Source organism: Ectobacillus sp. (assembly GCF_056992975.1).
This window is the reverse complement of the sequence record NZ_JBXKMX010000203.1, coordinates 1-23861: the sequence shown is the minus strand read 5'-3', so window position 1 is coordinate 23861 and position 23861 is coordinate 1. Positions and strand designations below refer to the sequence as shown.

The 23861-nt window shown below is 39.0% G+C and carries 20 protein-coding genes and 1 riboswitch; of the genes, 3 read left to right on the top strand and 17 right to left on the bottom strand.

Annotation, left to right across the window (positions count from 1 at the left end; genetic code table 11):
• Together AC11ZT_RS09405 and AC11ZT_RS09400 are read right to left on the bottom strand one after the other, a co-directional pair.
• Nucleotides 1–636, bottom strand: a 636-nt coding sequence (locus tag AC11ZT_RS09405; RefSeq protein ID WP_484059351.1) for a Ger(x)C family spore germination protein, incomplete at its 3' end; no start/stop codon positions are given.
• Nucleotides 614–2176 carry a spore germination protein gene (locus AC11ZT_RS09400; RefSeq protein ID WP_484059350.1) on the bottom strand — a complete coding sequence of 521 codons (1563 nt, stop codon included), beginning with the start codon at nucleotides 2174–2176 and terminating at the stop codon, nucleotides 614–616. The genes AC11ZT_RS09400 and AC11ZT_RS09405, both read right to left, overlap by 23 nt.
• Nucleotides 2177–2392: 216 nt before the next feature.
• Here AC11ZT_RS09400 and AC11ZT_RS09395 point away from each other — a divergent pair, with 216 nt between their 5' ends.
• From AC11ZT_RS09395 to AC11ZT_RS09385, 3 genes are all read left to right on the top strand, one after another.
• Complete coding sequence (locus AC11ZT_RS09395) at nucleotides 2393–3496, top strand: AI-2E family transporter (RefSeq protein ID WP_484059349.1); 1104 nt, start codon at nucleotides 2393–2395, stop codon at nucleotides 3494–3496.
• A gap of 282 nt (nucleotides 3497–3778) precedes the next feature.
• Entirely contained in the window at nucleotides 3779–5518 is a 1740-nt protein-coding gene (locus AC11ZT_RS09390; RefSeq protein WP_484059348.1) for an ABC transporter permease, read from the top strand.
• 14 nt (nucleotides 5519–5532) lie between these two features.
• Nucleotides 5533–6831 (top strand): ABC transporter ATP-binding protein, encoded by a 1299-nt coding sequence (locus AC11ZT_RS09385; protein ID WP_484059347.1) that lies wholly within the window; start codon nucleotides 5533–5535, stop codon nucleotides 6829–6831.
• A gap of 43 nt (nucleotides 6832–6874) precedes the next feature.
• Here AC11ZT_RS09385 and AC11ZT_RS09380 read toward each other — a convergent pair whose 3' ends face one another.
• The 15 genes from AC11ZT_RS09380 to AC11ZT_RS09310 all read right to left on the bottom strand — a co-directional run.
• Nucleotides 6875–9208: a histidine kinase gene (locus AC11ZT_RS09380; RefSeq protein ID WP_484059346.1), complete on the bottom strand. Its 2334-nt coding sequence runs from the start codon at nucleotides 9206–9208 to the stop codon at nucleotides 6875–6877.
• Nucleotides 9209–9284: 76 nt separating this feature from the next.
• On the bottom strand, nucleotides 9285–9848 hold the full coding sequence (gene kdpC / locus AC11ZT_RS09375; protein ID WP_484059345.1) for a potassium-transporting ATPase subunit KdpC: 564 nt from the start codon (nucleotides 9846–9848) through the stop codon (nucleotides 9285–9287).
• 17 nt (nucleotides 9849–9865) lie between these two features.
• Nucleotides 9866–11908: a potassium-transporting ATPase subunit KdpB gene (gene kdpB / locus AC11ZT_RS09370; RefSeq protein WP_484059344.1), complete on the bottom strand. Its 2043-nt coding sequence runs from the start codon at nucleotides 11906–11908 to the stop codon at nucleotides 9866–9868.
• A 14-nt stretch (nucleotides 11909–11922) separates the two neighbouring features.
• Complete coding sequence (kdpA, locus tag AC11ZT_RS09365; protein WP_484059353.1) at nucleotides 11923–13593, bottom strand: potassium-transporting ATPase subunit KdpA; 1671 nt, start codon at nucleotides 13591–13593, stop codon at nucleotides 11923–11925.
• Between the two features lie 45 nt (nucleotides 13594–13638).
• Nucleotides 13639–13716, bottom strand: a complete 78-nt coding sequence (gene kdpF, locus AC11ZT_RS09360; RefSeq protein WP_379971251.1) for a K(+)-transporting ATPase subunit F — start codon at nucleotides 13714–13716, stop codon at nucleotides 13639–13641.
• Nucleotides 13717–13937: 221 nt separating this feature from the next.
• A riboswitch (cyclic di-AMP (ydaO/yuaA leader) is annotated at nucleotides 13938–14079 on the bottom strand.
• Between the two features lie 242 nt (nucleotides 14080–14321).
• Nucleotides 14322–15488, bottom strand: a complete 1167-nt coding sequence (locus AC11ZT_RS09355; RefSeq protein ID WP_484059343.1) for an iron-containing alcohol dehydrogenase — start codon at nucleotides 15486–15488, stop codon at nucleotides 14322–14324.
• 126 nt (nucleotides 15489–15614) lie between these two features.
• Nucleotides 15615–16019 carry an arsenate reductase (thioredoxin) gene (arsC, locus tag AC11ZT_RS09350; protein ID WP_484059352.1) on the bottom strand — a complete coding sequence of 135 codons (405 nt, stop codon included), beginning with the start codon at nucleotides 16017–16019 and terminating at the stop codon, nucleotides 15615–15617.
• An 18-nt stretch (nucleotides 16020–16037) separates the two neighbouring features.
• On the bottom strand, nucleotides 16038–17093 hold the full coding sequence (gene arsB / locus AC11ZT_RS09345) for an ACR3 family arsenite efflux transporter (RefSeq protein ID WP_484059342.1): 1056 nt from the start codon (nucleotides 17091–17093) through the stop codon (nucleotides 16038–16040).
• 199 nt (nucleotides 17094–17292) lie between these two features.
• Complete coding sequence (locus AC11ZT_RS09340; protein WP_484059341.1) at nucleotides 17293–17574, bottom strand: adhesin; 282 nt, start codon at nucleotides 17572–17574, stop codon at nucleotides 17293–17295.
• A 23-nt stretch (nucleotides 17575–17597) separates the two neighbouring features.
• Nucleotides 17598–19358, bottom strand: coding sequence for an arsenical pump-driving ATPase (arsA, locus tag AC11ZT_RS09335; RefSeq protein WP_484059340.1), 1761 nt, complete (start codon nucleotides 19356–19358; stop codon nucleotides 17598–17600).
• Between the two features lie 17 nt (nucleotides 19359–19375).
• Nucleotides 19376–19735: an arsenite efflux transporter metallochaperone ArsD gene (arsD, locus tag AC11ZT_RS09330; protein WP_484059339.1), complete on the bottom strand. Its 360-nt coding sequence runs from the start codon at nucleotides 19733–19735 to the stop codon at nucleotides 19376–19378.
• Nucleotides 19736–19782: 47 nt separating this feature from the next.
• Complete coding sequence (locus AC11ZT_RS09325; protein ID WP_484059338.1) at nucleotides 19783–20130, bottom strand: ArsR/SmtB family transcription factor; 348 nt, start codon at nucleotides 20128–20130, stop codon at nucleotides 19783–19785.
• A gap of 133 nt (nucleotides 20131–20263) precedes the next feature.
• Complete coding sequence (locus AC11ZT_RS09320) at nucleotides 20264–22369, bottom strand: phospholipase C (RefSeq protein WP_484059337.1); 2106 nt, start codon at nucleotides 22367–22369, stop codon at nucleotides 20264–20266.
• Between the two features lie 108 nt (nucleotides 22370–22477).
• The gene (locus AC11ZT_RS09315; RefSeq protein WP_484059336.1) at nucleotides 22478–23053 is read right to left on the bottom strand and encodes a class D sortase; all 576 of its coding nucleotides are present in this window, start codon (nucleotides 23051–23053) and stop codon (nucleotides 22478–22480) included.
• A 172-nt stretch (nucleotides 23054–23225) separates the two neighbouring features.
• On the bottom strand, nucleotides 23226–23861 hold a 636-nt coding region (locus tag AC11ZT_RS09310), incomplete at its 5' end, for a LysE family transporter (RefSeq protein WP_484059335.1).

Below are 23861 nucleotides of genomic sequence, written 5' to 3'. Positions count from 1 at the left end.
TTTTGACGCTCCTTTTTTTGGATTACCTGAAATGCTTACTGCACTGATAACAGGCTCTCTTCCTTGACTTTTCAAAGCAGAAATTACTTGATATACCATTGCTCCATTACTTCCACCATATTTAGTTACAGTATTATCTAATTTCCCAAGAAGAGATTTAGTCGGGATTTTATCAAACGGAGGAATGATTTCTAGCAACTTGCTTGCCTTTATATCACGTGCAAGTAAAATAGGTATATTCGCTCGAATTTTTGGATCACGTTCAATTGCATCTAAAATAGTAGAAAGACCTTTTTTTGCAGCTGCTTCTCCCATTACGATTAGTGATGTATGATAGTATAAATTTTTCCGTGCAAATTTTAAGGATGTATTACGTGCAGCCTCAGTTAACGTATGTCCGCTTCCCGATATATTTACTACAGCTAAAGCATCACTTCCTCCAGCAGCAGAGCTTGTGGGAACCCCGCGAGGATTGACAACCTGCAATGTGATATCATATTGCTTTGTGTCTTCGTTATAATCAATTCCTAATGCAAGTACAATGGCTAATTGATTCAGTTCTTTATAATTCGAACATCCAGCAAGTAAGAGGAACAAAATGAGAATGAATATACTACTTTTCATTCGAACCTTCATGATTATTATGGATCTCCTCTCGTGTTTTATTTTGCGAACTAGCCGGAGATGGTCTCTTCTTTAGTAAGCTTTGTAAGGGAAAGCGAATGAATGTATCTTTTAATTCATCGATTCGCAAAGGCGAAATAGGAGCCATATATGGTACCCCAAACGAACGTAAGCCGCACATATGAAGCACAACAATAAGAAAGCCAAGAGTAATCCCATACAATCCAAGAAAGGCTGCAAGCAGGATAAAGATAAATCGCAGCATACGAGATGCAATCGCCATATTATAATTTGGAATAACAAAGGTGGATAGCGCTGTAATGCTAACGATAATAACAACTGTCGCCGATACAATACCTGCCTGCACTGCCGCTTGGCCTATGATAAGTGCTCCAACAATTGAAAATGCTTGTCCGATTGCCCGGGGCATACGAATACCTGCTTCATGTAATATTTCAAAGACAATTTCCATCCCAAATAGCTCCACAATTTGAGGAAACGGAACACCTTCTCTTTGTACGGCCATACTAATAAGTAACAGGGTTGGAATAAGACCTTGATGATGAGAAATAAGCGCAATATAAATAGCTGGCACAAACATCGAAATAAAAAATGATGTAAACCTAAGTAAACGAATAAATGAACTTATATATTGATTTCCATAATAATCTTCAGAGATTTGAAAAAACTGAATAAAAGTTGCCGGACCTATGAGTACATAAGGAGTTCCGTGTACGAAAATTGCAATTCGTCCTTCTAATAAATTTCCAATCACTACATCAGGTCGTTCCGTGTTTACTAAGGTTGGAAATAGACTGATTGTATCGTCACGAAGATTGGTTTCTACGTATGCCGATTCTAATACGCCGTCAATATCGATTCGTTGTAAATTTTTTTTCACGTTTTCTACCATTTCATTATTAGCAATTCCTTTGATATACATCATGCCAACATTGGTTTGGGTTTCTTTCCCAACTTTCATCGTCTCAAGACGTAAATTTGGACTTTGTAGCTTGCTGCGAACGAGTGCAACATTCGTTCCGAAATTTTCAGTAAAGCTATCCTTTGGTCCGCGAATAACCGTTTGTGTAGTGGATTCTGTTAGTGAACGGCTTTGCATTGTTGTTGTATTTGCCAAAAAGGCATGCTCCCATCCGTCAATAAAAATGGCAGCACTCCCAGAAAGAATAGCGTTACTAACATCCTTCCAATTCTCACCTATTGTGATATTTGAAACTGAAATGGCTTGTTTCACTTGAAAGACCGCTTCTTGTATATCTTTACAATCTATTTGTGCAGAAAGCAAAGGGGCAATAATCGCTCGATCGATTTGTTCTTCATCGGAAATACCTGAAATATGTATAACTGCAGCAAATATCTCATCCTCCTTCATCATGATTTTTCGTGTAATAATATCCGTACTTTTGCCCATAATGGTCTGTAACATTTCCAAATTGGTATGAATTTGCTTTTGTAATAGAGAAGAAGCTAAGCTACTGTTAGACTCACTACTATTTTTCTGACGCCCACGACGAGAGTTATGTAATTTCAAATTCATTTCACCTTCCAAAGAAGTTGCTTTCCCTCTATCGTTCCTCAGTATCCACTATTTTATGTAATATCTCTTCCATATTTATGCACTTCTACTCCTCTTACCCCTTTCCCGTTATCACTAAACCGAAAAAATGAAAAATAGGTAGTTGATTTCTATTTCATTTGTTAAGCTTAGAGAGTTCGTATTTATAATTTATAAAAAGAAGGTGAGACTATGCCACAAACCAAACTATTTCGCATCGGATACGGAATACTCCTCATTTTTCTCATTATTTTTATGGGAACCAAGATAAATTTTATTTTCCGACCCATTGCCGTCATTATTCAAACTTTATTTACTCCATTTTTAGTTGCTGGTGTTTTGTATTATTTATTTCGTCCTCTTGTATCATTTTTAGAATCTAAAAAAATGCGTAGATCTCTCAGCATCTTTCTCATTTATCTAGTCGCAGCTAGCATTATTTTTCTTATCGTTTATAATCTTGGTCCGATCTTGCAACGACAAACGACCAGTTTAATAAATAATGCACCTTACCTATTAGAATCCGCACGCCTGAAAATTATTGAATTGGAACATAATGAATGGATTAATCGGTTTCAAACAAACGGAAACCTAAGCCTAGCTAATCTTTCTGACCAAGCATACAAATACTTATCTTTCACTTTATCTAATCTAGGTAGTAACGTTGTAAATATCATTGGTATTGTCACAAGTATCGTTACTGTGTTTGTTACGGTTCCATTTATCCTGTTTTATATGCTAAAGGAAGGGGAAAATATACCGAAGCTAATCGTTCGTTTTCTTCCTACCTCCCAACGCGACCATGGATATCAGATATTGCTAGATTTAGACAAAGCACTTAGCTCATACATTCAAGGTCAAATTTTTATTAGTATGTGCGTGGGGATTATGCTATATATTGGGTATGTTATTATCGGTATTGATTATTCTCTCGTTCTTGCTATTGTAGCGATGCTTGTGAATGTTATTCCATTTCTCGGACCTATTATTGCGAGTATTCCTGCTATTATTGTTGCCGTTCTGATGTCTCCAGCTATGGTTGTAAAGGTCTTGATTGTTGTAATCATTGCACATCAAATTGAAGGAAATATTATTTCACCACAAATTATGGGACGGTCCCTATCTATTCATCCATTAACCATTATTTCACTGCTTCTTGTTTCAGGGAGCCTCGCAGGTGTACTTGGACTTATTCTCGCAATCCCTACTTATGCCGTTTTAAAAGTAATTGTGCAGCATATGCATCGACTTTGGAAGCTTCGTAAGGAACAGAATATGAATGGCTCTGTAAAGTAATATTACAAAAATGTAAAGTCATAATTTTTCACATATTTATGAGAGACAAGAATGTTAAAATAGAGTCGGTCAACTTCCATATGTTAAAAAAATTAAACTCATACATAAAATACATATTTTGAACAAGGCTTCCTTACAAAACGAACTCGATGTATTGCCTAATTCGTTTTGTAGGAAAGATACTTTGGGTTTGATCGCTATAGAAATGATATAATCATCAATTCTGTGTATCCTTCGTTCATTTATATGTACACACCTTGATGAAACAAGGAGGAAAGCAAAGTGAAAGCAACAACCTTATCATCAGCAAAACAAGAGAAACGATTCAGTTGGGCTGATATCGTGGTATTATTATCTATTTTCGGATTGTTGTATGTCTTTATTCTCTTAGGAAAAGGAATGAAAGTACCTTTCTCTCCACAACAAAATATTGACATTAACCTATCTCCGGCTTATTTGCCCTACTATGCAGGTCGATCGTTGCTACGCATGTTCATGGCCTATGGGGCATCTTTACTTTTTACTTTAGTGTATGCCAAAATTGCTATTATGAATAAATGGACAGAACGTATCATGATTCCTATTATTGATATTTTACAATCTGTTCCAGTTCTTGGATTTTTATCTGCGACTGTGGTTGGATTTATGGCTTTATTTCCTAACAGTCTTCTCGGGGTGGAATGTGCATCTATCTTTGCAATCTTCACGGGTCAAGCATGGAATATGACGCTTAGCTTTTACTATTCCCTACGATCTGTGCCCAAGGATTTGTCAGAGTTTACGAAAATGAGTCAATTAAGTCCTTGGATGCGCTTTACGAAGCTAGAGCTTCCTCATTCTACTATTGGGCTCGTTTGGAATAGTATGATGTCATTTGGTGGTGGCTGGTTTTTCCTTGCTGCATCAGAATCCATTTCTGTTTTAAATAACAACATTCAATTACCCGGTATTGGATCATACATGGCAACTGCTATTGCAACCGGAAATATGAGTGCTATGTTTTATGCAATTCTAACCATGATTATTCTCATTGTCTTAGTCGATCAAGTATTTTGGCGGCCTGTTGTTACTTGGTCACAGAAATTTCGTAATGAACAAACGGCTTCTGTTTCAACGCAGTCTTCTTGGGTTCTTACGGTTATTACCCGTGCAGCTTTTTTTCAAGTAATGAGCGAACGCTTTGCCGAAGCAAGAAAAGAGCTGCTATATCGTATTCGTAAAACATTCAAACAAGATAACCTTCCTTCTCTTCCAAAGCTAGTTGTAAAACCTATTTGGGGTCAAATTTTTGGGGCAATTATTTTTCTAGTATTTATAATTTTTATAGGCTCCTATTCCGTTCAAGGCGTGCAATATGTTGCATCTCTCGGTCCACAAGAAATGATACATGTTATTTGGCTAGGTTTATTAACAATGGGACGTGTTATCATATCGACTATTTTGGGAGCATTGTGGACAATTCCCGTAGGAGTTGCAATTGGATTTAATCCGCGATTATCCCGAATTGCACAGCCAATTGTCCAAGTTCTTTCTTCATTTCCAGCAAACATGGCATTTCCGTTCTTAACTATATTGTATGTAAAATACAATATTAATTTTGAGATTGGTGCCATACCACTTATGATGCTTGGAACGCAATGGTACATTTTATTTAACGTTATTGCAGGTGCGATGGCAATTCCATCCGATCTTCGAGAAGCGGCAAATATGACAAATTTATCTACAAGAAAAAAGTGGACAACCCTTATTCTACCAGGTATTTTCCCCTATTTAGTAACGGGTGGGATTACAGCTAGTGGTGGAGCTTGGAATGCAAGTATTGTAGCAGAAATCGTATCCTGGAAAGAAAATAATCTTATTGCTACAGGACTTGGTTCTTATATTACACAAGCGACAACTGCCGGGAACTGGCCACATATCATTTGGGGTATTTTCGTCATGGCTACACTTGTCGTCGTAGTGAATCGCTTTTTCTGGAGAAAAATGTACCATATTGCGGAAACGAAGTATCATCTAGACTAAAGGAGGAATGTTCTGTGACTCTCATTCGCGTACAAGATGTAACAAAGCTATATGAAAAAGAAAAATCTCAAAATAAAGTTGTATTGGAAAACATTTCACTCGATATAAAAGAAGGAGAATATGTGAGTATCCTAGGTCCTTCAGGATCAGGTAAATCGTCGCTACTACGAATTATAGCGGGTCTTGTTCCTCCTTCTAAAGGAATTGTTACTTATAATGGAAAGACAGTAGATAGTATTAATCCTGGTTGCAGTATGGTATTCCAGTCCTTTGCACTCTTTCCATGGCTAACGGTACAAGAAAATATCGAATTAGGTTTAGAGAAATTCACTATATCTGTAAAGGAAAAAAAAGATAAAGTGGATGACATTATTGAAATGATTGGGCTAGAGGGTTTTGAAAATGCCTATCCGAAAGAACTTTCTGGTGGTATGCGTCAGCGCGTTGGTATTGGCCGAGCACTTGTAATGGAACCTGACATTTTATTAATGGACGAGCCCTTTTCCGCACTCGACGTACTAACTGCAGAAAACTTAAAAAATGATATTTTAGATCTTTGGTATGAGAAAAAAATTCCTACAAAATCCATCATTATGGTTACACATAGTATTGAGGAAGCTGTATACATGTCAGACCGGGCAATTGTTCTATCGCGTGATCCTGCCCATATTATCGCTGATATTTCTGTCATGCTCGATCGTCCTCGCGATAAGGAGCATCCTACTTTTACAAGCATTGTCGACCACTTGTATTCCCTTCTTACCCGAAGAGAAAAGAATGTAATTGAAAAGAAAAATACGAATAAGTGGCCACAAATACCTTCTACAGTGCCAGGCGGTGCGCTTGCAGGATTCCTTGAGCTTCTTCAAGATTTAGATGAAGATACAATCGACTTATACAAACTAGCTGGGGAAGAGCTCATGCTAGATTTGGAAGACTTCCTTCCGCTCGTTGATTCTTCAGATTTATTAGGATTTACCAATACAATGAACGGTGACATATCCTTAACAAAAATTGGTCATCAGTTTGCTGAAATTTCCGTTCAAGATCGAAAGGATTTGTTTAAGCAACAGATTTTGGAACGGATTCCAATGATGACAACGATTGTAAACGTATTGAATTCAAAAGCAAACAAAACAATGAACTGGGAATTTTTTATTGAAATTTTAAATCAGCATTTTAATGCCGAAGAATCAGAAAAACAACTAGATGCCCTTATCGACTGGGGACGGTATGCAGACTTATTTGATTATGATGAAGATACAAATCAATTGTTTATCGGTGAAGAAGATCTCGATTCAGAGGACGAATAGCATTTAATAACAAGGAAGCTGACTCCTAGTAGGGTCAGCTTCCTTACGTTTGGGAATGATGATCAGAAACGACTAACACATCCATATGACGAACCTCTCGAAGTAAACGCTGCACAATGGAGCCTTTCGTAATTTCTTCCCATCGTGTTCGTTCAGATTGTCCGATGATTACCTGCGTTGCATGCTTTTCATTCATATGCTCAGCCAATTCAATGAAAATATGACGCCGATCAGTGGACTCATACATTTCAAATATTCCTCCAAGACGACTTGTTAACTGAATTATCTTGTCTAGCACTTGTTGATCATGCTCAGTCAAAGGATGCTGTTTTACAAATGCTACATACCAAGTCGCCTTTAAACGATACGCAATGCGAAATCCTCGTCGAATCAATCTCTCACTCCGCTCCCTGAGATCGACACAAACGAAAATGACTTCTTGTTGACGCCAAGGACCGCGAAGCGCCTGTTTCCTCTCCCATGCCTCTAGCCGTTCATCTACATCGTCTGCAATTTCTCGAAGTGCCAACTCCCGCAGAGCAATCAAATTTCCAGTTTTAAAGAAGTTTGATAATGCTTGTTCAATTTTGTCTTGAGAATAAATATTTCCTTCCCTCATTCGTTCACGTAATGCCTTCGGAGAAACATCAATCAATTCAATTTCATCTGCTTTTTGAAGTATGCTATCAGGAACAGTTTCACGAACTCGTATTCCTGTAATTTGTTCGACACTATCATTTAAGCTTTCTACATGCTGAATATTCATCGTTGCAATAACAGAGATTCCTGCTGCCAATATGATGTCAACATCTTCGTAGCGCTTCCTTCTCTCGCTTCCTGGAATATTCGTATGCGCGAGTTCATCTACTAATACAACCTCAGGATTTCGCTTTAGAATCCTCTCAGTATCCATTTCCTTTAAATAAGTTCCTTTATAGGAAACCCGTTTTCGAGGTATACTTTCTAGTTCTCCTACCTGTTCAATGGTTTCTTTCCGCCCATGTGGTTCCAGCAATCCTATTACCACATCAATTCCTTTTTTTCTTAGCTCATTGGCCTCACGAAGCATCGTATACGTTTTTCCTACACCAGGTGCAGCGCCAACATACACTTTCAGCTTTCCTTGTTTGATTCGATTAATTTCACTCTCCAATTCTTTTTGCGTAAGACGACGATACGGCTCATTATCCTTACTAATGAGCTTTGTTGGTAGCACTCTTTCCCCATCACGTTCTGCTCGATCAGCCACGATAAAAATATCTATATTTTTCTTTTTTTGCAATATTTTATTAATGATAGATCCGTTTATCATTTCTTCCCACCGTGTTCGTTTGGATTGCCCCATTACTATGCGAGTTACGCTATGTCTCGTTGCGAAGGTTACAATTTGTTGGGCTAATGAACCGTTAGATAGGATAACTTCTTCAAAGGTACCTCCTATTTTTTCAACAAGCTTTATGATAGAACGCTTAAAAGTCAGTGCTTCATTCGATAATTTTTGGTTAGGTTGTTGAAACGAAACAACCAGTAACTCTCCACCTAATCGTTTAGCAATTTGATGTCCACGGCGAACGAGAATGCTACCATTCCAATGATACTGTGCCATAACTACTATTTTTTCTGAGGCACCTGACGATCCAATCATTCCGTGAGACGTGCGATATTCGTCAAGTGTATCATTTACCTCGTTGGCAAAAAAACGTAGTGCCAATTCCCGCAAAACAGCGAGGTTGCTTCGCTCGTAGAGATGATACTCTACGTGTTTTCCATGTGTCTGATCTATACTGCCCTCTTGCAGGCGATTCATTATAACTTCAGGTGTAACATCTAGCAGCTTTACTTCATCCGCGCTGGCAAGGGTATTTTCTGGTATAAGACACTCTACTGTTACTTTACGCCCTGTTAACTTACCTGCCTCGTCCCCAATACCTTCTAGCTCATATATATTAACCGTTGTAATGACACTTATTTTTTTGCTGAGTAAAAAACGAATATCTTCCAATCTCGTACTGTGAGATGCTCCTATGCGATTCAGGTGAGCGAGATTATCTACTAGAACGACTTCCGGATTTCGCTCTACAATAGCATCTATATCGAGATCGTATTGCATCTCTCCATTTTGTTCCCATGGGATAGAAGGAATCGTTTGTAAACTTCCAATTTGTTCAGTCGTTTTTGGACGATTATGGGCACTTACAATACCAATGACAACATCTACACCCCGTTTTTTCAAACTATTTCCTTCTTGTAGCATATGATATGTTTTACCAGAGCCACTTATAGCACCCAGTATAATCTTCAACCGGCCCTTTGATATTTTTTGAATCGATTTTAAAATTTCTTCCGGTGCTTTTCTACGAAATTGCTCTTCCCTCATTTCTAATCCATCCTTCTCTTTTTCTATGAATATACGAATGGACCGCTATACCTATTTATATAACGGTCCATTCGTATTATTTTTTCATTTGCTGCAGTGCTAAATTGAGTTCTAATATGTTTACACGCGGCTCACCGAACAAACCAAGCTGCCGTCCATCCGTATGCAAATCTATTAATGAAAGTAATTGTTCCTGTGTAATACCTGTAGCCTGTGAAACGCGAGGTACTTGTGCCTTCGCTCCCTCTGGTGATACATCCGGATCAAAACCAGATCCAGACGTTGTCACCATATCTGCGGGAACGGAAGCACCAATGTTTGAATTTTCTTTTTTTAACTGATTAACAGATTCGGTAATTGTCTTCTTATACTCCGCTGAGGCAATTGCTGCATTGGTAGCAGCAGAAGCTTTCGGATCATAGTTGGCGGCAGAAGCTCTTGGATGAAACCATTCGTCTCCCTTAAATTCTTGTGCTAATAGTATAGACCCTTGTATCTTACCATCTTGTACAACTAGACTTCCTTCGGCCTGCTTCGGAAATAATACTTGCGCAACGCCGGTTGTTAGTACGGGATATAACAATCCGCTTATGATTAAGAGCACAATGGCTGCTCTAAGTGCTGTTATTATAGGTTTCATGACATTTCCCCCCTTACTCATCCTATTACATGTAATGCAGTTACAATAAAGTCAATCATCTTTATCCCAATGAATGGTACAACTACACCACCTAAACCAAATATTAACAAATTACGAGATAAAAGCTTGTTTGCATCCATAGCCCGGTACTTAACTCCCTTCATTGCAATCGGAATGAGGAGAGGAATGATAATCGCATTAAAGATTAATGCAGATAGAATCGCCGATTTCGGTGAACCGAGCCCCATAATATTTAAAAATTGCAACTGTGGCACTGCAAGAATGAAGAGCGCTGGTATAATAGCGAAATATTTCGCAATGTCATTGGCAATCGAGAAAGTAGTTAATGATCCGCGTGTAATCAACAATTGCTTCCCAATTGCTATTACAGATAGAAGTTTCGTTGGATCTGAATCTAAATCAATCATATTTGCTGCTTCCTTCGCTGCCATCGTACCCGAATTCATAGCTAAGCCCACATCTGCTTGCGCAAGTGCAGGTGCATCGTTTGTACCGTCGCCGGTCATAGCTACGAGCTTACCTTGCTCTTGTTCCTTTTTAATTGCTGCAATTTTATCCTCCGGCTTCGCTTCAGCAATAAATTCGTCTACACCAGCTTCCTTTGCAATTGTTGCTGCTGTTAATGGATTATCACCGGTACACATTACCGTCTTTATTCCCATTGCCCGAAGCTCTTCAAAACGTTCCTTTAAGCCAGGCTTCACGATATCCTTCAAATAAATAACGCCGTATATTTTATTTCCGGTCGCTACTGCAAGCGGTGTTCCTCCTGCTTTCGAAACTTCACTCGCTTTCTCATCTAAATCTTCTGGAACCATTCCACCTTGTGCTACCACATACTTCTTGATGGAATCAACGGCACCCTTTCGAATTTGTAAGCCATTCGGTAAATTAAGACCGGACATCCGCGTCTCTGCAGTAAATTCAACGATCCCCGCATTCTCATAATCGGCTTCATTGCACGTTACACCTAATTTTTCAGCCAATGTAACAACTGAGCGTCCCTCCGGTGTATCATCCTTTACAGATGCCTGAAGTGCCGCAAGCGTGATGTCCGCCTTTGAAATGCTCGAAACCGGAATAAATTCATCTGCCAAGCGATTTCCAAATGTAATCGTACCCGTTTTATCCAAAATCATCGTATCAATATCACCAGCTGCTTCCACCGCTTTACCGGACATCGCTAATACATTAAACTGCGTAACGCGGTTCATACCAGCAATTCCAATTGCAGATAGAAGTCCGCCAATAGTAGTTGGAATGAGACAAACTAACAGTGCGATTAGCGTTGCGACATCCAGTGATACTTGTAAATAGCCAGCAATTGGAACTAATGTCATAATTACAATTAAGAAGATAAGCGTAAGCACAGCCAACAATGTTGTTAATGCAATTTCATTTGGCGTTTTCTGACGTGCCGCTCCTTCTACAAGCGAAATCATTCGATCAAGAAAGGATTCTCCAGGATCTGTTACTATTTTTACAACAATGCCATCTGAAATAACGCGCGTTCCGCCGGTAACGGATGAAAAATCCCCTCCTGCTTCCTTAATAACCGGAGCAGATTCTCCCGTAATGGCTGATTCATCAATGGAAGCAAGACCTTCTATTATTTCACCATCTGAAGGAATCACTTCACCGGCCTCTACCCGGACGATATCACCCTTTCGAAGCGTAGTGGAACCTACACTCGTATAAGTACCATCCTTTTTTCGTAACGTTGCCATTGTTTCTGATTTTGTTTTCCGAAGCGTCTCTGCTTGTGCCTTTCCGCGCCCTTCTGCCTGTGCTTCTGCAAAGTTTGCAAACAGTAATGTAAAGAGAAGAATAATGAAAACAGACACATTATATCCTCTGCCAGCTGAACTCATCCCAAATAAGTTCGGATCAATCGCAAGCAAGAAAGTAATAAACGTCCCCACCTCTACCACAAACATTACCGGGTTTTTTATCATAACAATTGGATTCAATTTTATAAAAGAATTAACAACTGATTGCATCAAACTGTCATTGGATGATGATTTGTTTTCCGTTGCCATCTTACTTCCTCCTTTTAAAACATCCCTAAATGCTCTGCAACTGGACCGAGTGCGACTACTGGGAAGAACGTTAAGGCACCAACTACGATGATAATCACTAATAAAATCGCAGTGAACAACGGTGTATCCGTACGAAAGGTTCCGCTTGTAGCCTCAACCGCATGCTTTGTTGCTAATGATCCTGCAATTGCAAGCATGGCAATAATCGAAATATAGCGTCCCAAAATCATAACGATGCCAAGCGTGATATTATAGAAATCCGTATTAACGGATAAACCAGCAAAGGCCGACCCATTGTTAGCTGCTGCCGATGTAAATGCATATATCACCTCAGTTAACCCATGAAATCCCGGATTTAAAATCGCACTAACTGCACCGGAGTTCGTAAAGGCAAGAGCGGAAGCAATTAAAATAAGCGCTGGATGCGTTAGAATTGCTATACATGCTAACTTAATTTCTCTTCCTTCAATTTTCTTTCCTAAGAATTCAGGTGTACGGCCGACCATTAACCCGCATATAAAGACGGTAAGAATAACGTACAAGAGTCCATTTAGCAGACCCACGCCTTTACCACCGAACACGTTATTTAGCATCATTTCCCCTAGTGGAACAAGTCCGCCAATAGGTGTGAGTGAATCGTGCATCGTATTAACAGAACCTGTTGTTGCTGCCGTTGTAACAGCAGTAAACAATGCGGATTCTGAAATACCAAAGCGTACTTCTTTGCCTTCCATGTTGCCGTGTATACCTAGTGCCTGCATGGCAGGTGTGCCATTATACTCTGCAAAAAAAACAATCGCAAGAAAGGTTAGAAACAGCGCCATCATTGCGGCGAAAATCACCCAGCCCTGCTTTTTATTTTTAATCATGATGCCAAATGCATACACTAGCGCCGTAGGTAACAGCATCATGCATAGAATGTCAATAAGGTTTGTAAGAGGCGTTGGATTTTCAAAGGGATGCGCAGCATTCGTTCCAAAATAGCCGCCGCCATTTGTTCCAATGTGTTTAATAGACTCAAGTGATGCCACAGGTCCTCTCGTAATCGTCTGCTTTACTCCTTCTATCGTTGTTGCATCCACCGCACCATGCAAGGTTTGCGGTACACCTTGAAATACGAAAAAGAGAGCAACAAGAAAGGATAACGGCAACAAAATCCGGGTAATCGTGCGAATGATATCTACATAAAAATTTCCTAAATTATCACGGTGCGCAATCAATCCCCGAATGAATGCAATCGCAACTGCAAACCCGGTAGCCGCAGATGTAAACATAGGAAAGGTAATGGCAAGCATTTGAGACAAATAAGAAAGTGAATTTTCCCCCGCATAGGCTTGCCAATTCGTATTCGTAATAAAAGAAGCCGCTGTATTAAAGGCTAAAGCAGCTTTCATATTGTTTATATGATCTGGATTTAAGGGTAAATACTTCTGCGTAAGGAGCACGACAAACAAAAATAGAAACATGACTATATTTGAAAGAAGCATTGCCATCACATATTGCTTCCAGCCCATTTTGTCCTTTTCTCTTACCCCAATCAAGCGATAGATCAAATGCTCTACCGGACCAAATACACGATCCAATCCTGTATTTTCATAGTCAAATACCTTCACAACATATAACCCTACTGGCTTAACTAGCAGTAAAATAATCAAGATTGTGACGATTACTTGTATCAAACCCATTGTCATCATTGTCTTCCTCCTACCCTTGTTCGAATCCAGCCTGTATTAAAATTTTTCCGGTTTTATAAGCACATACAGTAAATAAATAATCAATAAGACGCCAATAATCCCTGGTACAAGCATGGTCAACCTCCTCAAACTTACAAGTGTATTACTGAATAACATAATTTGTATCTACCATCTTTATTTTCTACCTTACCCAAAATATTTCATAGCAGTTTCAGAATAAAAACATAATATCTTCATATTTTGTACCGTCTAAAACGCAAAAAAGACCTTACATTCTAGAACTAGCATTTTATTGAATAAAACAATAAAAGGCCGCTCCAAAAAGACGGTCTATCGACCTCCTTCACTTTAGCCGACGAAGTTAGCTGACGGGTAGGATGGTGAAAGAGTACATTCATCCCTTCTACAAACGTAGAATTAACCCCAAAATATTGGTTCCTCCGCTCTTGGTTACCCAAGACTAAGCCACTATGTAATTGAAATAACGATTTGATTATACGTCTGGAATTTTTTGTTGTAAAGAAAAATTTAGAAAACTATCTCTACTACCATTTTTTCTAGAGTGCACTACTAAACTAGCACCCCTTCCTACAACGACACCGCCGGTCAATCGTGCTAAGCCACCGTTATTTTTCTCATCCACTTCAATCTTTTCTTCTCTACAAAAAGGTCCGACAATGAAACTACATTGTCGGACTTACTAGTGAAACGATTATAACTTACAAACACATTTTTAAAATTTCGGTTACATCTTCCTTATTCAGAATCTTATAGGATCCAACCTGATCCTTCATAAATGATTTTTCAACAAGTTCATCCAATCGTGAGTCATCTATACCATAGTCAGCTAGTTTGCTAGGTGCCCCAATGGAATTCCAGAATGCACGCAATGCTTCAATGCCTTCGATTGCGATGTCATAATCACTTTTTCCTTCTGGATCAACGTTGAATACACGGATTGCTAGTTGCTTCATTCGAGAAGGATCAATGTATGCCGTATAGGTTAGCCAGCTTGGAAAGACGATTGCAAGACCACCACCATGTGGAATGTCATACAAGGCAGAAATTGCATGCTCGATTTGATGAGAGCCCCAATCACCGCCGTCTGTACCGTTCGATAATGTATCATTCAAGGCAGTAGTGCCTGCATACATAATCGTTTCACGTAGTGAAAAGTTATGCAAATCATCAACAAGCTTGGCCCCTGCTTCCATAACTGTAAGAAGAACCGACTCAATAAATCGATCGATCATCGGAGTATTCGGAATGTGGTGAAAATATTGTTCAAGCGAATGCGACATAATATCTACGATGCCATAGACCGTTTGATTACGTGGAACCGAAAACGTATACGTTGGATCCAAAATAGAAAACTGTGGAAATACAAGTGGTGTGCCCCAGCCTCTTTTTTCATTTTTCTCCCAGTTGGTAATAACGGAAACGCAGTTCATTTCAGAACCAGTCGCAGCGAGTGTTAACACCGTACCGAATGGAAGTGCACTGCCAGCTGTACTCTTTCTCGTAATAATATCCCATACATCGCCTTCATAGGGTACGCCGACAGAAATTGCTTTCGTGCAGTCAATTACACTACCTCCGCCTATAGCAAGGAGCATATCAATCTTGTTTTCACGGCATAGTTGAATGCCTTTCTTCACTGTAGATAAACGAGGGTTCGCTTCTACTCCAGACAGCTCATACACAGTAGCATCCATGCTTTGTAATTGTTCGATTACCGCATCATACACACCGTTTCTCTTAATACTACCTCCACCGTAAACAAGTAAAATATGCTTGCCTTTGTCGCCAATTTCACTAGCAAGTTGCTTAATTTGGTCTTTGCCAAACCACAGACGGGTTGGATTATGTTGTAGAAATGGTATCATCGTTTTCTCTCCTTTTTAGGTAATATCTTTCTATAGTATAGGAAGTAATTTTCATTATGAAAAGAAATTAGGATTGCAAAAAAACAAATAAGCTAGGAACGATTTGTTCCTAGCCTCTCCAGGTTATTATTCGCCTGTCTCTGCAAATGTCTTAATACGTTCTCCAATTTGATCGCGCACTTCTTGAAACTTCGTCCATTCCTGCCCTGCTGGATCATCAAATCCCCAGTGTACATGTTTGACATGAGGCGGAGTTGTCGGACAAACGTCTCTTGCATGACCACAAAGTGTCACTACTAAATCTGCGTTATTTAAAAGCGTACGTTCAATTTTGTCTGAAGTTTGATTAGAGATATCAATATCCACTTCTTGCATCGCTTTAATTGCATTCGGATTTACACCGTGTGCTTCAATCCCAGCGGAATGTACATTCCATTTATCACTTAGATATTTTTTCGCCCATCCTTCTGCCATTTGGCTACGACAAGAGTTACCTGTGCACAAAAAATAAATTGTTTTTTTATTTTCCATCATACATTCCACCTTTTCTTATGCTGCATGCTCTGCAAAATATTTACGTTTAAACCATAAGGCTACGTTTACTAATGCAATCATCACGGGAACTTCTACAAGAGGTCCAATCACAGCTGCAAAGGCTGCACCTGAATGGATACCAAATACGCCAACCGTTACAGCGATGGCTAGTTCAAAATTGTTGCTGCCCGCTGTGAAGGCTAATGTAGTGGTAACCGGATAATTTGCTCCTATTTTCTTTCCTAAGAAGAAGGAGACAAAGAACATCACTACAAAGTAAACCAATAAAGGAATCGCAATGCGAACCACATCTAACGGAACACTTACAATGGATTCTCCCTTTAAAGAGAACATAACAATAATGGTAAATAATAAAGCAATCAGCGTAATTGGACTAATTTTCGGGATAAATACTTTCTCATACCACTGTCTTCCCTTTATTTTAACAAAGGTAAAACGGGTTATCATCCCTGCAAAAAATGGGATACCCAAGTAAATAAATACCGATTTCGCAACTTCAGCCATGGTGATGGAAACGATAGCACCTTGCATGCCTAGCCAGCTTGGAATTATAGTTACGAAGAGGTACGCATACACGGAGAAAAACAACATTTGAAAGACCGAATTGAATGCCACAAGACCGGCTGCGTATTCTGCATCCCCTTTTGCTAAATCATTCCAAACAATGACCATTGCAATGCAGCGTGCTAATCCAATCATAATGAGGCCAACCATGTATTCCGGTTTATCCGGTAAAAAGATAATAGCGAGTAAAAACATAAGAGTTGGACCAATGATCCAGTTTTGAAGGAGGGAAAGAAGAAGAACCTTCACATCCTTAAACACACGCCCCATTTCCTCATAACGTACCTTTGCAAGAGGCGGATAGAGCATCAATATTAAACCAATTGCTAATGGAATCGAAGTGGTTCCTACTTGTAATTGATTTAAGCTACTTACAACTTCCGGGGAGGCAAACCCTAACAGAATCCCTGCACCCATAGCTAGAAAAATCCAAAGCGTTAGATACCGGTCTAAAAAGCTTAGACGTTTTTTCTTTGTTTGATTCATCTTTTCACTACCTTTTCATCACGTTTTAATATGAATATACGTTTTCTTCTACATTTCAAAATAATTATATAGTCAAGTACTTATATATAACAAGAGAAATGTACCTTTTTACATTTTCTTAATGATTTCACATCCTGCTTACAATTTCGTCATGACTTACCGATTATAAGCAGAACGTTTATCAAATCTATTTATACAATTAGCAGCAGCTATTTCCCCCGCTAATAAACAATCCAACGCCTTGCTCATCTTCGCCAAAATCTAAAGTAATATTTGTGACTGCTTCTGCTACTTTTGCATCAATTGCAACAGAAATCCCATTCACAACTTCCGTAATGTCCCCTTCTTGTGTTGGTTCTAGTGCCAATCCAAAGTTTGGACCACAGCAGCCGGGGCCAGTAAATGTAAAACGTAGTGTATCTGCCTTTGCTTCTTCCATAGAATTCATAATAAATGTTTTTGCTTGATCGGTAATAATCATTTTGTACACACTCTTTTCTTTTTTTATAAGGTTAATTTTTGTAATGCTGCGAATCCAATTATATCTTCTGGCTGCCAAGGAATCATAGCACAATTCCCATTCGATTGCTTCTGTACTTCTTCTATCCATTTTCTTTCGGAAGCAGCACGCCCTTGCAATACGGGATGTTTGGTTTTCGTAGCAGAAAGACTTTGATTAATGACCCACCATTTCGTAAGGATACCCGCACGTTTTAAATCCTTCTTTAAGCGAGTTGCCTCATGTACGGGAGTGGCTTCTGCCAATGTAACAATGACAACAGCTGTTTCATTTGGATTACGTAGGCTTGGCAACAAATGCTGTACAGATACTGGCACTTCCCCAGTAGATTGTTCAATCTCTTTCTGATAAGACTGAGCTGCATCTAGTAACAGAAGCGTATGTCCAGTCGGTGCTGTATCAATTACCACGACTTCATCCTTTGCTTGCTCTACAATATCTGCAAAGGCGCGAAATACTGCGATTTCCTCTGTACATGGTGAACGTAAATCTTCTTCTAAATAAGCAAGCCCTTCCTCATCAAGCCCTGCTCCTGCCTGCTCGATTACCTCTTGCTTATAGTTTTCTACTTCCTTCTTTGGATTGATCCGGCTTATACGAATATTGCTACTCTCGCCGTGCATCACATACTCTAAGTGGGCAGCCGGATCAGTTGTCGTTAAATGCACCCGTTTTCCTTTTTCCGTAAGTCCAATTGCAATTGCTGCCGCTACGGTAGTTTTTCCAACTCCGCCTTTTCCCATCGTGAAGATTACCTGTTGGTTTGCATGTGCAATATCTTCAACTACTGCCTGCAGAGATGGGATTGAAATAGACTTTGTTTCCGCAGTAAGAATTGCATTTTGATGGTCATATATGAATAAATTCCGTATATTTTCTATACCCGAGATAGAAAAAGGAACCAACGGAATAGTGAAGGTTTTCAACGCTTGTAGCTCACTAGGCATTTCTGCTAACGCTCGTCTTTGCCGCGCGTACAAAGCAAGAGACGTTTCATCCTCTTCAACTGCTTGACCGAGTACCCCATTAATTAGAAGATATTGATTACGAATATGAAGCTCTCGCAATTCCTTAGATGCTCGCTGCGCTTCTTGAAGTGGGGATCCTTCCGGACGAGTTACAAGTAATAGTGTTGTCTTTTCAGGATTGGATAAAACTTCAACGCTTTGACTATATAGGATTTTCTTTTCATTTAGACCAGCCAATGGACCTAGGCAAGAGGCACCGTGTGTGCTCTCATCTAAAAATCCACTCCATGCCGTCGGAAGCTGTAACAACCGCAGTGTATGTCCGGTCGGTGCTGTGTCAAACAGAATATGGTCAAATGTAGAAAGCAATTCTTGATCCGTTAATAAACCCGAAAACTCATCAAATGCGGCGATTTCTACCGTACACGCTCCCGATAGCTGCTCCTCCATCGAAGTAAGAACGGATTCCGGAAGCTTTCCCCGGTACGGACCCACCACTTTTTCCTTGTATGCATGCGCTGCCGCCTCTGGATCCAAATTAGCTGCGAATAAATTAGGAACAGAAGGGATCGAAGTCGGTCTATTTTGCAGCTCTATGTCAAATACATCTTGTAAATTTGATGCAGGATCTGTGCTCACAAGAAGTACACGTTTCCCCTTATCAGCGAGGGAAATGGCTGTTGCACACGCTATGGACGTTTTTCCAACTCCCCCCTTACCTGTAAAAAATAAAAAAGGAGTTAACGGAATGGATTGGGGATCAAACAGATCAGACATGCTAGTCACTTCTTCCCTTATTTATTCATATTGAGATTTAACCGAACTCTCGGTTTTTGACTCAATTCCTCTTCCTTTATTCCCGTAACCCGCGCTAATTCCTCATTAGACGGATATCCTTGTTCCTTCATTACCTTTCCGTCTACTAAGATGACCGGAAGTATGTCAGGTCCCTTTTCATGCAGCAATGACGTAATCATTGTATTTGCAACAAACCTATCCGGCTCATTCGCTAAATTATAACGGGTAATATCAATCCCATTTTTCTTTATATTGTTTACTGCAATGGAAATACGAACTAATTCTGAATCAACAACTGGTCCACACACTCCTGTAGAACAACACATAGCTGGATCAAAGATTTCTATTTTTTTCATAGTAATACATCTCCTTATTAAATAGAAACGTGTTCGATACAATCGTTCTAGCAACCACAACGAAGCGTTGGATTACTCTTTTCGATTTGTTTAATCTTATCATCCTGATCCGGAACATATTTTAGAACATCCATAATGATTTGATGCAAATCACTTTGTGAATATAAGGAATAATAGACCCATTGCCCTCTACGTTCTTCTTTCACTAGGCCAGCGTCCTTTAATTTTCGAAGATGCTGACTTATAGATGGCTGACTCATATCAAACACTTCAAGCAGTTCACAAACACAGCATTCTCGCTGTTTTAAGATACTCACAATTGTTAAACGTGTTTTATCTCCTAGTAGCTTTAGCGCTTGTGCAGTTCGTTCCATATCTAAAGAGGTTTCTCCCATATTTCCACTCCTTTATCTACGTATTCACAATCTTTCTTCTTTATTTTAATTATATAATCATATGCTTATATAAAGCAAGAAAAAGAAAGAGGTATTGCACCAAGGCGTGCAACACCTCTTTCTTACTTTATACTTATTTTGATCTCCGTAAAGAAGAGCGAACGAGAGAAGAACCTATTACTAAAGAAGCTAGTGCTCCTAGTAAAGTAGTAACAAAGGAAATTCCTGTTACTGGAGAAGTTCCTCCTTCAACTACTTGTCCTGTAGATTTCGGAACAGTTGGTGTTGACTGAGTTGACTGTGCTGAATCCGTTGATGCTGCCTTTGGATTTAATACTACAAAATCCGGATCTGTAGTAAAGGAAAGCTCAGCTTGTCCTTCTTGTACAGTTGCATCTACTTTAACCAGATTTCCACCTTGTATCTTGTACATTTCACTATTCGCATGAATAGAAGGATCTGTAATAGTTAATTTAATAGGATTAGCAGGCGTTACATCACTTGGAAAATTCACGCCAAAAGCAACAGCAAATGTTTTATCATTTGGAATTAGGTTTCCTAATGAACTTGCAGATGCATGTGTAATATTCACTTGTGTATCATTTGTAAATGCATTTGCAGGAATTGTTACGGTAGCTGTACTTGTACCATCATTGATGGGTCCAAATACCCCTCCATCCTTCGATGCTAAAAATGATGTTAGATTTTGAAATAAGCTAGAACTACTAGAAGAAAGCGGTTGTCCTGTTTTTGTATTTAAATACAATTTTGATGCAGATGGTTTTGAAAAATCAAACATATTATTTATGGAGCCAGCAATCGAATCAAAGGAATTATCTCCAATTCTTCCTAAGTTCCAGTTGTCTTCAATAAATTTCAAAATCGAAGTTTGATCAGTTAGCGTATGATCTACATAGTTTTGCTTTGCATAAGGTGACACAACTAGCAATGGAAGACGAGGACCGTATCCAGCGCGATCAAGGTAATTTCCTAGAGATGGTGTTCCAGCATTTCCATTTCCAAATAAGGCATCATTGTTAGGATCATTTGATCCATTAACAGGAGCATGATACACATGATCATACCAGCCATCGGAATCATCATAAGAAATAATAACTGCAGTGTCTTTCCATTCAGGTGTATTTTCTAAATGATTAATTGTATTCGTTATGAAAGTTTGTTCATCGAGTGGATCAGAATAACCTGCATGTCCATCTTGATAGTTTGCAGCCTTTAAGTAGCTAACCGCAGGCATATTGTGTACATTTACAGCATCCCAGAAATCTGTTAAATCATATTGGTGATTGGCTTGATCTCCTTGATGACCAATTGCTTGAACGGAAGAAGGAGCCAAGTGATCCTTGTTAGACGTAGATTCATAATATTGAAATGGCTGATGGTGTGGATTGTAATCAGTAGATGAGCCGCCACCAATATTTGTATGTGTAGCTGATGTATCACGGAATCCACCTTGGAACCAGCCCCATGTTACACCTTTATCATTTAAAAGATTACCTACGTTTTTACCGCTCATCGCAGTTTGTGCGCGTTTCGGATTTGATGCTTTATCAAAGTAAGGATCTGGATCTCCTATTACGGTACCATTTGCTACATTTCCTGCAATGTCTCCTACAACTTGTCCAGCTTTATATCCTGTTGCACCATGGGTCTGCCCAGAAATAAGGTTTAAAGCACCTGGCGTAGATGGACCATAAACTGTACCGAAAGAATTATCGCTCATGGCAAAATTTTGTGCATAGTTCCATAATCCTGTAACTGTATTCCCATCATAATAATTCATTACTAATGTTTTATCACTTCCACCGGAAGTAGATTCAACAAACTTATCCATTTTCCCGCCATTAACTGCCTCTTGCTCAGCCTTGTATTCATGATTCATGTCAGCTGTCATAGCCTGAGAAGGTGCAAGCCGTTTCGGTTGTGCTGCATTTGGATTCTGCGTTAATAAATCAAGGTTCCCATTTAATACGTTTTTTTGTAGCCCATTTACATTTGGCGTGTTCGGCTTAGCTGTAAATTGTGTTTCCCCCGGTAGATTTGCTGCATTTGGATACGTACCAAAATAGTGATCAAACGAAATATTTTCGCTAAAGATGACAACTACGTGTTTAATTGGCGTTGTAGTACTGCTCGTATCCTTCTGAGCAAAAGCAGTCGGTGTAGCTAAAACAGAACTTAAAGCAAGTAATCCTGAAGCAACCCACATAAGCTTCTTCAATTCATTTCTCCACCTTTTATTGGAATATGAAAATTTGAAACATTATAAATATATAAATTTTTTATGTAAATCACGTTTCTTAAATGTTAATTTTTCCTAAATAAATATTTAACTTGATAAACTACCAAATACAAGATAACGATATGGTGTTAAATTCATGGCATTAAAGGGATAACAGGTTTCTAATACCAGACTAGGCGTTTCAGTATTATAGATTGGGTCACCTGCCTTTACAATTTTTGTTGCATACACTACAAACGTATGTGTTCCAGACTTCTCTTGAACTTGAATTCTATCATTTAATTTCACTTGACCTAAATTATGAAAGAAAGTAACATTATGCGCCGCTATTACACTGGTCCCATTTATCCCCGGCATAACACTCGTAGACAGATGACCTGCTCCTTTGATTAAAAGATCCTGCTCCGTACCTTCAACAATTGGTGTTTCCAAGGCTATACTTGGAATAAGCAATTTCCCAGTTGCTTCAACTTGATTGGCTCCTTTAGCAGTACCTTCCCCCTGCTTATCATTTTTTGATTGCAAAGAAGCCTGTTGATTATATTCCTGCAATAATTTCGTTTTATTGAACTGCGATTGCAGAAAAAAATAGGGAATAGATAAAAGCAAGCAAACTCCTATCGTAATTGCCAAGCTACCTACTATAATCCTGCGATGTTTCACGTTTATCCCACCTCTACTGTGTAAACACAAGAATCAGTATACGCTTCCCTTTTCCAAAAAATATTAATAAAATATGAATTTTTGGTAAATAAATCAAATATATACAGAAGAGTATACAAAAATAGCCCTTCACACAATTTGTGCAGGGCTATTTTTTACTAAATCTGATAAACTACATCAACTTCCCAAGCTCCCGAATAAACTCATAACCAAAATAAATAGAAAATCCCCAAAGAATCAATCCCGCAATAATGGAGCTCCATTTTATAAACGTTGTATTAATAAAGTTTCTTGTAACTTGCACGATTGACAATAACCCAATATCGTGAATCAGAATTCCCGTTAAAATACCAGAAGCCACTAAGAAAAAGGTAAGGCTATTCACATGAGTAAGAGAAGCGGCAAGTACCGTTCCGAAAATTCCTAACCAAAACACAAGATTTGCCGGAGAAACGGCAATCATAAACCCGCTTATATAAGATTTAAATAGAGAGCGATTTGTCTTTTTGTTACCATAAGACAAATCATGATCTGCATTTCGTATGCTATCATACCCTATGTATAGAAGAAAGAAGAAGCCAATACACCACATCATCAGCTTTACGACCGGAAACATTAAAATGGATGAAAACCCAAAATAGATGAGTAAAATCATGCATAAATCAATCGTCATCCCACCTATACCGACGAACCATCCATGAAAAAAACCATTTTTCAATCCTTGCTTCGTCATCTCAACCGTCATAGCACCTGCAGGAAGGGAAAGGGAAAGTCCTAACGCAACATATGTTAAATAGATTGCAAACAT